Origin of the sequence: Halomonas sp. KM-1 (genome assembly GCF_000246875.1) — a bacterium.
GTDB classification, from domain to species: Bacteria; Pseudomonadota; Gammaproteobacteria; order Pseudomonadales; family Halomonadaceae; genus Halomonas; species Halomonas aerodenitrificans.
On record NZ_BAEU01000135.1, the window covers coordinates 20,019 to 32,223 of the forward strand.

General features: G+C 63.8%; 9 protein-coding genes. 5 read left to right on the top strand and 4 right to left on the bottom strand.

The features are described 5' to 3' along the window. Nucleotides 1-92 precede the first annotated feature (92 nt). Nucleotides 93-1,232, top strand: coding sequence for a hypothetical protein (locus B8115_RS16010; RefSeq protein WP_026038170.1), 1,140 nt, complete (start codon nucleotides 93-95; stop codon nucleotides 1,230-1,232). A gap of 10 nt (nucleotides 1,233-1,242) precedes the next feature. Here B8115_RS16010 and B8115_RS16015 read toward each other — a convergent pair whose 3' ends face one another. The 4 genes from B8115_RS16015 to B8115_RS16030 all read right to left on the bottom strand — a co-directional run bounded on the left by B8115_RS16015 (nucleotide 1,243) and on the right by B8115_RS16030 (nucleotide 6,311). Then, the gene (locus tag B8115_RS16015; protein ID WP_035591376.1) at nucleotides 1,243-3,645 is read right to left on the bottom strand and encodes a DNA polymerase II; all 2,403 of its coding nucleotides are present in this window, start codon (nucleotides 3,643-3,645) and stop codon (nucleotides 1,243-1,245) included. A 40-nt stretch (nucleotides 3,646-3,685) separates the two neighbouring features. Next, nucleotides 3,686-4,489, bottom strand: coding sequence for a penicillin-insensitive murein endopeptidase (mepA, locus tag B8115_RS16020; protein WP_238539233.1), 804 nt, complete (start codon nucleotides 4,487-4,489; stop codon nucleotides 3,686-3,688). 77 nt (nucleotides 4,490-4,566) lie between these two features. After that, nucleotides 4,567-5,712 carry a S9 family peptidase gene (locus B8115_RS16025; RefSeq protein WP_238539234.1) on the bottom strand — a complete coding sequence of 382 codons (1,146 nt, stop codon included), beginning with the start codon at nucleotides 5,710-5,712 and terminating at the stop codon, nucleotides 4,567-4,569. Nucleotides 5,713-6,038: 326 nt separating this feature from the next. Continuing rightward, on the bottom strand, nucleotides 6,039-6,311 hold the full coding sequence (locus B8115_RS16030; protein ID WP_010628844.1) for a hypothetical protein: 273 nt from the start codon (nucleotides 6,309-6,311) through the stop codon (nucleotides 6,039-6,041). Between the two features lie 232 nt (nucleotides 6,312-6,543). Here B8115_RS16030 and metG point away from each other — a divergent pair, with 232 nt between their 5' ends. The 4 genes from metG to nth all read left to right on the top strand — a co-directional run bounded on the left by metG (nucleotide 6,544) and on the right by nth (nucleotide 11,950). Beyond that, nucleotides 6,544-8,586, top strand: a complete 2,043-nt coding sequence (metG, locus tag B8115_RS16035) for a methionine--tRNA ligase (RefSeq protein ID WP_010628845.1) — start codon at nucleotides 6,544-6,546, stop codon at nucleotides 8,584-8,586. A gap of 188 nt (nucleotides 8,587-8,774) precedes the next feature. Then, complete coding sequence (locus tag B8115_RS16040; RefSeq protein WP_010628846.1) at nucleotides 8,775-10,361, top strand: diguanylate cyclase domain-containing protein; 1,587 nt, start codon at nucleotides 8,775-8,777, stop codon at nucleotides 10,359-10,361. A gap of 139 nt (nucleotides 10,362-10,500) precedes the next feature. Then, a complete protein-coding gene (locus B8115_RS16045) occupies nucleotides 10,501-11,283 on the top strand; it encodes an RnfABCDGE type electron transport complex subunit B (RefSeq protein ID WP_010628847.1) in 783 nt (260 codons plus the stop codon). 28 nt (nucleotides 11,284-11,311) lie between these two features. After that, the gene (nth, locus tag B8115_RS16050) at nucleotides 11,312-11,950 is read left to right on the top strand and encodes an endonuclease III (protein WP_010628848.1); all 639 of its coding nucleotides are present in this window, start codon (nucleotides 11,312-11,314) and stop codon (nucleotides 11,948-11,950) included. Nucleotides 11,951-12,205 lie beyond the last annotated feature (255 nt).

A 12,205-nucleotide genomic window follows, 5' to 3' on the forward strand; every position in this document is an offset into this window, starting at 1 on the left:
TGCGAATCGAACGGGCGTATGGCTCGTCGTAATACTGTGGCAACGCTACGCTGATGGATAACAACCAGAACCAAGGACATGGCAAGGGTTTCATGGCAGAAACAAGACCGGACCTAGAGTACGCCCCCCAACCCAGCACCTTCGAGCGCTGGGCAGGGCGCTTTCTACAACAGCACAATCGCCGCCGGGCCACTCCCAGGCAGGCGTGTCGGCACCACGAACTCAAGGGAATCGAGCGCGCCTTTTACGCCAGCGTCGCCTGGGCCATGGTGGCCGGCATCGTTTCCGGCGGCATCATCGGTGGCATGGAGTGGTACATGCGCCAAGGCATGCTCGATGGCATGCAGTACATGAGCCTGATGGAGCAGTTGCCCTACTGGACCGGCTTCTTTGCCGTTGCCGGGGTGGTCAGTGCGCTGGAAATCGCCTTCCTCTACTGGAACGCCCTGCGTGGCGTGGCCACCACTAGCCGACTGGCCGGCGCACCGCTGCACGACAGCCCTCTTGCCGAGCTGACCTTGCTGGGCCTGAGCCGTGCAGCCCTCGAATTTCCCAGCCCCAGGCACCGGATCTACGGCATCGACCCTTACGCTTACCTGAGCCGCTGGCGGCTCATTACCATGTCGGTGATGTATCGCCTGAAGGTTGGCGTGACCAGCTTCCTGCTGCGCGTTTTCCTGCGCCGGGTGCTGGGCCGCGTGGCGCTGCGCGGCCTGCTGCCGCTGGTCACCGGCCCCTTGTATGCTGCCTGGAACGCCATCATCACCTGGCGGATCATGATCAAGGCCCGCGAACAGGCACTGGGACCATTCGCCATCGAAGCGATGATCACAAGGCTGTCGCAAGACCCTCTGAGTAAGCGTGCACAGCGGGTTTCACTGCATGCCGTAGGCGCATTGATCATGGCCAACCAGGATGCGCACCCCAACCATGTCTACCTGCTCTCCCGCCTGCTCGACGCCTTCCACCATCAGGAGCACGAGATCGATGTGGACTGGCCCGGGCAGCGCTTTGCGCTCAGCCGGCTGGAACGGGCAGAGAAGCACCGCGTGCTCGAGCTACTGATCGCGGCTACCGTGTTCGCCGGCAGATGCAAGGGCAAGCGCAAGCGCTTCCTCGAGGAGCTGTTCGAGGCCTGCAACATGGCTTACCCCCATGAGAAGGTTCGCACTTGGCGCCGCCAGTTCATGAACGGCCAAACCTTTGGCAGCGCCGAAGCGAACAGTAAATAAATCTCCTGGGCTAGAAGAGGCCGAGCTGGCGGTCGATCAGTGTGGCGAAATCGTCGCCTAGAAAAGGAAGTATGGCATCGGCTACGGGCTGCAGCTGACGCGAGAGATAGTGATCGTAGTCGACGGTCGAGCGGCGGGCTTCGAGCGGCTCCGGACCGGCCACGGTGATCACGTAGCGGATCCAGCCGCCTTGCTGGTACTGTCGCGGGCGGCCAAGCCGGTCGTTGAGCGCGTCGGCCATGCGTGCGGCGCGCACATGGGGCGGCACGTTACGGCGATATTCATCCAGCCGACGACGCAGCCGCTTGCGATACACCAGGCGCTCGTCGAACTCACCGGCCAGGGTGCGGGCCACGTAGTCGCGCACGAAGTCGCGATAGCTTTCGCCGACGAAGATACGCCGGTAGAGCTCCTGCTGGAATATCTTGGCCAGCGGCGTCCAGTCGGCCCGCACCGTCTCCAGCCCTTTGAAAACCACACTCTCGGCGCCCTGCGCATCGCGCACCAGGCCCGCATAGCGCTTCTTGCTACCCTCTTCCGCGCCGCGGATGGTGGGCATCAGGAAGCGTCGATAGTGGGTCTCGAATTGCAGTTCCAACGCACTGGTGAGGCCATACTCCGCCGCCAGATGCGCCTCCCACCAACCATTGACCCGTGCCGCGAGACGCTGACCGATGGCGTGGGCCTCGGGCTCCTCATGGGCACTGCCCAGCCAGACGAAGGTGGAGTCGGTATCGCCGTAGATCACCGTGTAGCCCTCGGCTTCGATCAGCTCGCGCGTACGACGCATGATCTCGTGGCCGCGCAGAGTGATCGACGATGCCAGGCGCGGATCGAAGAAGCGGCAGCCCCGTGAACCGAGCACGCCGTAGAAGGAGTTCATGATGATCTTGAGCGCCTGTGACAGCGGCGCGTTGCCTTCGCGCTTGGCGGCGTCCCGTCCCTGCCACACGCGTGCGACCAGCTCGGGCAGCGCATGGCAGGTACGCGAGAAACGCGCGCCGCGAAAGCCCGGCACACTTTGCGACTCAGGTTCCTCCAGGCCCGCCACCAGCCCCACCGGATCGACCAGGAAAGTACGAATGATCGACGGATAAAGACTCTTGAAGTCGAGTACCAGCACCGAGTCGTAGAGCCCCGGCCGGGAGTCCATGACGAAGCCGCCCGGGCTATCGTCGCCCTCTCGCTCTCCCGGCTGGGCCAGGTTCGGCGCCACGAACCCCAGGCGGTGCATGCGCGGTAGGTAAAGGTGGCTGAAGGCGGCCACCGAACCGCCGCTGCGGTCTGCCGGCAGGCCGGTGACGCTGGCCCGCTCCAGCAGGAAGTCGATCAGCTCGGTCTTGTCGAAGATCCGCGTGACCAGCTCGCAGTCCTTGAGGTTGTAGCGGGCGAGCGCAGGCTTGTCCTCGGCGAACATGCGGTTGATCTCGTCCATGCGCTGGTAGGGGTTGTCGATGGCCTTGCCCTCGCCCAGCAGCTCCTGGGCGACGTGCTCCAGGCTGAACGAGGCGAACTGCCAGGTGGCCTGGCGCAAGGCCTCGATGCCGTCGATGATCAATCGTCCTGCCGCGGAGGCGAAGAAGTGATTGGCATTGCTGCCATGCGCGCGCCAGCCGAGTGATTCGCCGCCCCGCCCCAGGCGCAGTGGCACGCCCAGTCGTTCGGCGTGACGCTGCAGCAGACGCAGGTCGAATTGCACCAGGTTCCAGCCGATGATGGCGTCGGGGTCGTGCTCGGCGAACCAGTCGTTGAGGCGCTCGAGCAGCGCCTGGCGGCTATCGCAGTATTCGAGTGCGAAGTCCCGCTCACGCTCGGCCTCGCCCTGCTGGCCGTTGGGCGGGCCGAGCATGAACACCTGGCGCTGCTCGTCGCAGGCAATCGCAATCGAGTAGAGCTCCCCCCGCTCACTGGTCTCGATGTCCAGCGACGCCAGCCTGAGATGGGGACGATAGTGCTCTGCCGGCCTGAGCTGAGCGCTGGACCATACGCCGTCGGCCTCGCACTCGCCGCTGAAGCGCACCGGAGCGGTGATGAAGCGCTCCATGAGATAGCGCTCTGGCGGGCGTACGTCGGCCTCGAGGAGTGCGATACCCCCTTCGCGCAGCCGCCTCTTGCACTGCTGCAGCTGACGCTGCTGACGGCAATAGAGCCCAACCACCGACTGCAGGCGAAAGTCGCGCAGCTCGAGGGATTTGAGCTCGATACCGGGCTCGGCGGGCAGCAGACGTTCCGCTTCCTCACGCCGAGCGGCGGGCAGGAACGCCACCGAAGGCTGCGGGGGCAGGCGCACGTGGCAGGGTCCGGTATCGGTCGCCAGCCAGAAGCTCACCTCGCAGCCTGCGGGTGTATCCCGCCAGTGCCGCGTCAACACGAAACCCTGCCGTTCCACCGCCACCTCTCGCCTCCCCGTCATGCGGCCATTCTACCGGGCAGGCAAGAGGCTGTCGTTACAGCTATTGCTGGAGTATCGCCCTGCACGCAGGCGGCAACGAACGACTCGGCGAGGGGTAGACATCGGGGCGCGGCGTCGGCGCAAGCGCCTGGCAGCCGTCGCCGGGCGGGGGTGGCGGCTGGTCGATGCACTCCGGCTGGTCGGGTGGGCATCTTAGCCGTATATGCAGATGTTCGTCATGGGAGTGCCAGGGGCGAATCAGGCGTAGCCAGGAGCGGTCGTCCCATTCCCGCTCGCACAGGTCGCGCTTGACAGCGGAGTCGACGAAGATCCGTGCTACGCGCGGGTCGTCCGCCGCCAGGCGAATCAACTCGGCATGCTCGTCGGTCCAGCGTTCATCGAGGCGATTGGTGCGCGGATCGACCAGTATCGGCTGCTCGAGGTCTTCGCGCTCGCTGCGCTCGAGGAACGGCAGGTCGAGGCGGAACCAGATGTCGACATCGAGCCCCGTCTGGTGGCTGACATGTCCATAGGGCATCGGCCCACCGCGGGGCTGCGCCATGTCGCCAACCAGGATCGGTCCAAACCCGGCCTGGTTGACGCGCTCCCCCAGCCGCTCGACATAGTCGAGAAGCGAGGGGTGGCCGTAGTGGCGGTTACGCTCGAGATCCACCGCCTGGTAGCCGATGCCCTCCTCGGGCAGGCGCTCGGCGCCGGCGATGCAGCCGCCATCGAAAGGCCCGATGACCCGAGGCGGACCGGGAACGGGGGCTTCGACCTCCGACCACTCTCCCGGTGCGGTAGGCGGTGCGCTGCCCGCCGGTGGGCTGGCTGCGAAAACGGGGTGGGTAACCAAGGCAAACAAGATGACGCCCAGTCTGCGTGGGCGTCGAAGTAGAACATTGCAAAGCATGACTCATCCTTGCTGGGTGGGCGATATCCTCATTCACGTTCTTGCTTGGCAAGCCATTCGAGACCGGGGCGATACAGCATGTCGTGCTCGCCATCGAACAGCACCAGCTCCGTCGGACCGGACTGCAGATGCAGCAGCACCGCAGCCTCGGCGGCATCGAAGTGCGGGTACTCGCGCTCCTGATGCAGCGAGCGCTCGGCCAAGTCGTTCGGCACTTCCCGGCTCTCCTCGATCGCCTCGATCTGCTCCGGAGAGAGGCGCGCCTCTTCCTCGACCAGATCGTTGTAGGCGTGCAGCGCCTGATCGACAGGGACGATGTCATCGTGAATACCGTGGGCGATCACGACCCGCATCTCGCCTGCCGCATCGGGTACGTGGGCCTTGGGGCTGCGCGCGACGCACTCGTCATGAGCCTCGCTGCCCTCTTCCGGCACCCCCCCGCAGGCGCCCTCGATCTGCTCGGCGTAATCCTCGGCGCTTCCCTCGTGAAACTCATACCAGCTGATCAGGTCGTAGACCGGCACCCAGGCGGCCACGCCGGCAAAGGTATCGGGCTGGCGGCTGGCCAGGTGCAGTGCATTCATGGCCCCGCCCGAGTAGCCCAGCAGATAGATGCGCGACTCGTCGACGCTGGCGTTCTCCCGGGCATATTCCAGCGCATCTTCCATGTCGGAGATGACCAGCTCGGAAGCCGTCGACTCGGGCTCCCCGTCATTGGCACCGCGGAAGTCGGGATGAATGAACGCCCAATCGTTGGCCACCGCGAACTCGGCGAGAGGAATATCGATGTTCTGCTGGTAGTCGGTGCTCCAGCTGTGCAGCACCATCAGCAGCGGCCGCTCTTCTTCCCCTTCGGGCGCGAAGAACAATGCCGGCTGTTGGTAGTCGTCCACCGAGGAGGGGATTTCAACGTCTTGAATGTCGGGTACGTGCTCCTGCCAGGTGGCAAGATCGGCGTCGGTCAGCTCACCGGGAAAGTCGGTTACCACGAGATACTCGCTCGGGTGTTCGAGCCCGGAATCCTCGGCTTCCGCCTCCTGGCCCATCAGCCTCTCCGAGCCGGGCTCTTGTGCCTGGGCTTCCGCCGTACCGGCCAGCACGAGGGCCAGAGCGGCACCGGTCATCAACGTCAGCCCGCCGACACGCAGGCGGGTAAGCGGTTGCGGGGCTGGCAAGGTGCGCGGTTCACAAACCGACGTGCGGGATTCAACGGGGAAACGGGTGCGAAGACGTGAACGATGGCCTATGCGTTCCATGGCGGCTCTCCTGTCAGCAGGTTCCTTTTGCTTGTGCCCCTCAGTCTAGTCGTCGGAGCGAGGCCTGCCAGCCGCAGCCAAAGCGATCTTTGGGCCGTGCTTCGAACACAAGACGAAACGAACCGGCCCGCGCCATTGGCGCGGGCCGGTTACAGGGCCTGACTCAGTCACGGTGGACTGTTATTCGCAGGGCACCTCAATCGCAGGGCACCTCAATCGCAGGGCACCTCAATCGCAGGGCGCTCTCAATCACAGGGGACGACGGCACGCCGGGTGTCCTTGGCCCACAGGGTCTGGCCGTCAGGCGTTCTGCCATGGGAGTTCCAGGTCTCGGTGACCTCGACGCAGTAGGTGCCGAGATCCTCGACGCGGCGTTCCGGGTCGGCGGGGCGATCATTGCCGATGCGCATGATGTCGGGGTTCTCGCTGGTATAGCGCGGCGCCACGGCATTGGTGCCGCAGCCCACCAGCAAAGTGGCTACAAGAAACAGGGGCAGAGCGGAAAGTCGCAGTTTCATCGTATCATCCTCACGAAAGTGAAACGTCATACGTTCGTTTTTTGGATGATGCGTAACGGGCATGCGTTGAGTCCTGCCGCAGCGGCCCATCCATTGGCCCAACAGCGGTGGATACCATTCATGATACCCCAAGCGACCCGTGGCAGGCCAATCCCGGGCCTCAGCAGATGCAGCGAGATAGGAAGACAGCTACAATCGAGGGTCTGTTTTTTCTGGGAATATCCGAGCCGATATGTCGAACAACGCAAGCGCCCCGCGCAAGATCCTGGTCACCAGTGCCCTGCCCTACGCCAACGGCTCGATCCACCTCGGCCATCTGCTGGAGTACATCCAGACCGATATCTGGGTGCGTTTCCAGAAGAGTCTCGGCAACGAGTGCCACTACGTGTGCGCCGACGATGCCCACGGCACTGCGATCATGCTGCGTGCGGAGCAGGAGGGGATCAGCTCCGAGGCGCTGATCGAACGTGTCTCGACTGAGCATCAGGCCGATTTCGCCACCTTCGGCGTGGCCTTCGACAACTATCATTCGACCCATTCCGAAGAGAACCGCTACTTCAGCGAGCTGATCTACACCCGCCTGCGCGACCGCGGTCACATTGCCACCCGCGACATCGAGCAGATGTACGATCCGGTGAAGGGCCTGTTCCTGGCCGACCGCTTCATCAAGGGGACCTGTCCCAAGTGCAAGACCGCCGACCAGTACGGCGACAACTGCGAAGCGTGCGGTGCCACTTACACGCCGGCGGAGCTGATCGATCCGGTATCGGCCATCTCCGGCGCCACGCCCGAGGTGCGCAGCTCGACCCATTACTTCTTCAAGCTTCCCGACTTTGCCGACTTCCTCAAGCAGTGGACCCGCGGTGGCCACGTGCAGACCCAGATCGGCAACAAGCTGCAGGAGTGGTTCGAGTCAGGGCTCAACGAGTGGGACATCTCTCGCGACGCGCCCTACTTCGGCTTCGAGATTCCCGATGCACCGGGCAAGTACTTCTATGTCTGGCTCGATGCGCCGATAGGCTACCTGGCCAGCTTCAAGAACCTGTGCGACCGTACCGGCCTCGACTTCGACACCTACTGGAAGAAGGACTCCGAAGCCGAGGTCTATCACTTCATCGGCAAGGACATCGTCTATTTCCACGCGCTGTTCTGGCCTGCCATGCTTCACGGCGCCGACTTCCGCACGCCCACGGCGGTGAACTGCCACGGCTTCGTCACCGTCAACGGAGCCAAGATGTCGAAGTCTCGCGGTACCTTCATCAAGGCCGCGACATACGCCGAGCACCTGAACCCCGAGTACCTGCGCTACTACTTCGCTGCCAAGCTCACCTCGCGGGTCGACGACCTGGATCTCAACCTGGACGACTTCGCCGCCCGGGTGAATGCCGACCTGGTGGGCAAGGTGGTCAACATCGCCAGCCGCTGCGCCGGGTTCGTCAAGAAGCTGGGCGATGGCCGGCTCTCCTCCCACTGCGCCGAACCGGAGCTGGTGGCACGCTTCATCGCCGCCGGCGACGCCATTGCCGAAGACTTCGAGGCCCGCGAGTTCGGTCGGGCGGTGCGCAAGATCATGGAGCTGGCCGACGAGGCCAACACCTACATTGCCGACAAGGAACCGTGGGTACTGGCCAAGCAGGAGGGCCGCGAGCAGGAAGTGCTCGAGATCTGCTCGGTGGGCATCAACCTGTTCCGCCAGCTGATGGTCTACCTGGCCCCGGTGGTACCGGCCATGGCCGAGCAGGCGCGCGCGTTCCTCAGGCTGCCTTCCCTCGACTGGGCGAGCCGGCATGAGGTACTGCTAGGGGAGGAGATCGCCAAGTTCAAACCATTACTGACCCGCGTCGAGCGGGACAAGATCGATGCCATGATCGAGGCATCGAAGGAGGACCTGGTGGAAGAACAGAAGCTCAAGGAGGCGGCCAAGGGGCCGCTGGCCGAAGACCCCATCGCCGCCGAGATCGCCTTCGACGATTTCGCCAAGGTCGATCTGCGCATCGCCCGGATCGCCAAGGCCGACTATGTCGAGGGGGCCGACAAACTGCTGCAGCTGACGCTGGATCTGGGCGGCGAAACACGCAATGTCTTTGCCGGCATTCGCTCCGCCTACTCGCCGGAAGCCCTGGAAGGCCGCCTGACGGTCATGGTCGCCAACCTGGCTCCGCGCAAGATGCGCTTCGGCATGTCGGAAGGCATGGTACTGGCAGCAGGCAACGACGACGGCATCTACCTGCTCTCGCCGGATTCCGGTGCCGAGCCCGGCCAGCGCGTCCGGTAAGGCCGCATACGGTTAAAAAGTAGTCGAAGCGGTTGAAAGCATACCGGCGAGCCGTGCTTTCAACCGCATTGCAAGGCTAATTTTTCTCAAGATTTGTCGTCCGAAGCCGATAGTGATGTAAGAAATTACCTACAGAGTACCGCTGCCATTTATGGCCATACCAGCGGCACAGAACACAGGCAGGCTTGATGACGGCTCTCAAAGGCTCACTGCGAAATCGCTTTCTTCTGTCTCTCGCCGCAGTGTTGTGCCTGGCGTTGCTTGCTCTCGTCACCATTGCGCGCTTTCAGATCATGCCGATCCTACTGGAAGACGAAGAGGCATACGCCGACGCCGAGCTCGACCGGATCGAACGTGCGCTGGGCGCCGAACTCAATCACATGCGGCGGCTGGTGGAAGACTGGGCACACTGGGACGACACCTACGATTTCATCCAGGGTGAGCGGCCGCAGTACGTCGATTCCAACCTCTACGAGTCAACTCTCGAGACCCTCGATCTCGAGATGATGATCTTCCTCGATGCCGACAGCGAACCCTACTGGATAGTGGGTTACGATGCTCAAGGTGAGTTCACCTCCTGCCCAGGCATGATGCCACCCTGCGATTGGGCCAGCACCGCCGTGGCTTTCCTCGGTCGCTACACTGAACAGTCCCAGGACGATACCACCCGTACCTCGCTGCTGGCCGCCTCGGCGCTCGCCTTAGGCGGCCTATCACCGATTCATCAGAGCCGGCAGGAGTCCCTCGCCGGCGGCTGGTTGGCCATGGTACGCCCGCTCAGCGAGCCCTGGATCGAGCAACTGCGCGACACCACCGGCGTCGAGCTGGAATTGAGTCGCGTGCCGGTTCAGGCAGGCTCCGAGCAGATTCTCGAGCGCACCTCACCCACCCAGATGACGGCAAGTCGTCTCATACCGGCCTTGCCCTCGAGCCACGCCGTGCGTATCGATGCCTCGCTGCCGCGCCAACGCTATCAGGCCAGCCTGGAGACCTTCCGCTTTGCCCTTTATTGGACCAGTGGCGTGCTGATCGCTACGCTGCTCATCGTACTGTGGTTGCTCGAGCGCATGGTGCTCACCCCGCTACGCCAACTGGCCACCTTCACTCAGCGCCTTCACCAGGAAACGGTGCCCCCCGCCATGCCTGCGACTCTGCTGTGCCGGCAGGACGAGATCGGCATGCTTTCACGTGAATTTCGCCATTTACTAGAGCATCAGCGCCAGCAATCCGACCAGTTGCGTGACCTGACGCTGCACGACCCCCTGACGGGGGTCGCCAACCGGAGGCTGTTCGACCAGCGTCTGACCGAAGTACTCAACGACAGCCGCGCCTCTGAGCACCATGCCGCTATGATGATCGACATCGATCATTTCAAGCTTTACAACGATCATTACGGCCATCAGGCGGGGGATGTCTGCCTGGTCACGTTGGCCCAACACATGGAAGCACAGCTAAAACCGCAGGGGTTTCTGGTCGCTCGCACCGGCGGTGAAGAGTTCAGCGTGCTGCTGCCGCACACCTCGCAGGAAGATGCACTACAGCTTGCCCGTGAGCTACTCGCAGCGATCGAGGCGCTGGGACTCGACCACGAAACCTCGCCCACCAGTCGCCACGTGACCGTCAGCATCGGTATTGCCGTTCAGCATACAAACACGATGGAACCGGGCGATATCATGCGCGCCGCCGACCAGGCCCTATATCAGGCCAAAGCCAACGGACGCAACCGGGTTGCAGCCTTCGAGTGCACCGACCTGACCACTGCCATCGAACCTTGACGCGGCGCCTCCAGGCCAGAGGTTGCCGATGACAAGGCCGCCCTCACCCCACGTTGCAACGCGGAGCGCCGTGCCCGGCGGCAATCCGAGGCGTGTATAATACGTCTCCTGGATTCACCGGTGCCCAACAGGAGTGCACGTGACCCGCGACGCAACGCTGATCGAGGCCATCGATGCCCTACTGCCCCAGACCCAGTGCGGCAAGTGCGGGCATCCGGGCTGCCTTCCCTACGCCGAGGCCATTGCCCAGGGCGAGGCGATCAACCGCTGCCCGCCCGGAGGCGAGGCTACCGTCGTTCGGCTGGCCGAGCTGACCGGTCGTGCTCCGCCCCCCCTCGATCAGCCGGCCCAGCTACCGCTGGCCGCCGTGATTCGCGAAGCGGAGTGCATCGGCTGTACCAAGTGCATTCAGGCGTGCCCAGTGGACGCCATACTCGGCGCCAGCAAGCGCATGCACAGCGTGATCGCGACGGAGTGCACCGGCTGCGAGCTGTGCGTGGCGCCCTGCCCGGTCGACTGCATCGATCTGGTGCCGCACCCTGAATGGCAGGCTGCCGGCGACGAAGCCGAGCGCGCGGCCTACCTGGCACATCGCGCAGCGCTGGGTCGCAGGCGTCATGACGCCCGCCGGCAGCGGCTGGCACGGTTGGAGCGGGAGAAGCGCTTGGAGCGGCAGCGACGCATGATCTGCCGGGAGTCGCAAAGCTCACGTGGCACTGCGAGCACGACACCTCAGCATCGCCAGCGGCAAATGGCGGTCAAGGCGGCCGAACAGGCGGTGCGCAGGGCTCGCATGCAGTTCGAGAGCGCCCGGCGGCGCGATGACCGGGTGGCCTGCCGTCTGGCCGAGTCACAGCTCGAACGAGCCAACGCGCTGCTCGAGGAGGCGCGTGCCGCCCTGGCATCGCAATCGCCACAATGAACCCTGCCGTCACGAACCGGTTATCCCAATGAACGCCCAGAAACGTTACGAGATCTTCTCCCGCCTGCGCGAGCACAACCCCAACCCCACCACGGAGCTGGACTGGAGCACTCCCTTCGAGCTGCTCACGGCCGTACTGCTCTCCGCCCAGGCCACCGACGTGGGGGTCAACAAGGCCACCGCGCGGCTGTTTCCGGTGGCCAACACGCCCCAGGCGATTCTCGATCTCGGCCTCGATGCGCTCAAGGAGCACATCAAGACCATCGGCCTGTACAACACCAAGGCCGAGAACCTGATGAAGACCTGCCGGATCCTGGTCGAGCGGCACGGCGGTGAGGTACCCGACACCCGCGCCGACCTCGAGGCACTCCCCGGCGTGGGGCGCAAGACGGCCAACGTAATCCTCAATACCGCCTTCGGACAACCCACCATGGCGGTGGATACGCACATTTTCCGGGTGTCCAACCGCACCCGCATCGCCCCGGGCAAGAACGTGGTCGAGGTCGAACAGAAGCTGCTGCGCCATGTGCCCAAGGAGTTTCTGCACGACGCCCACCACTGGTTGATCCTGCACGGGCGCTACACCTGCGTGGCCCGCCGCCCGCGCTGCGGCAGCTGCGTGATCGAGGATCTGTGCGAGTACAAAGAGAAGGTGGATATCGGCTGAGCGTGGGGCTGCTTCACTTTCTGCATCTGTCCCACACTACACTGTTCGTCAGTCCCTATAGCCGGACCTTTCCGATCCGCTATCATGCAGGCGTGGCGCATCCACGAAAAATGGTGTGCTGCTGGCGACCACGCAGCATTGAGGCAAATGGATGGCGGCCATGTCCAGAGCAAGCTGAATCGAGCTTCCTAGCTGCTTTCGAGAGCCGGATCGCTCACAGGCTGGCCAAGCGCATGATCTAGAGACCGATTATGT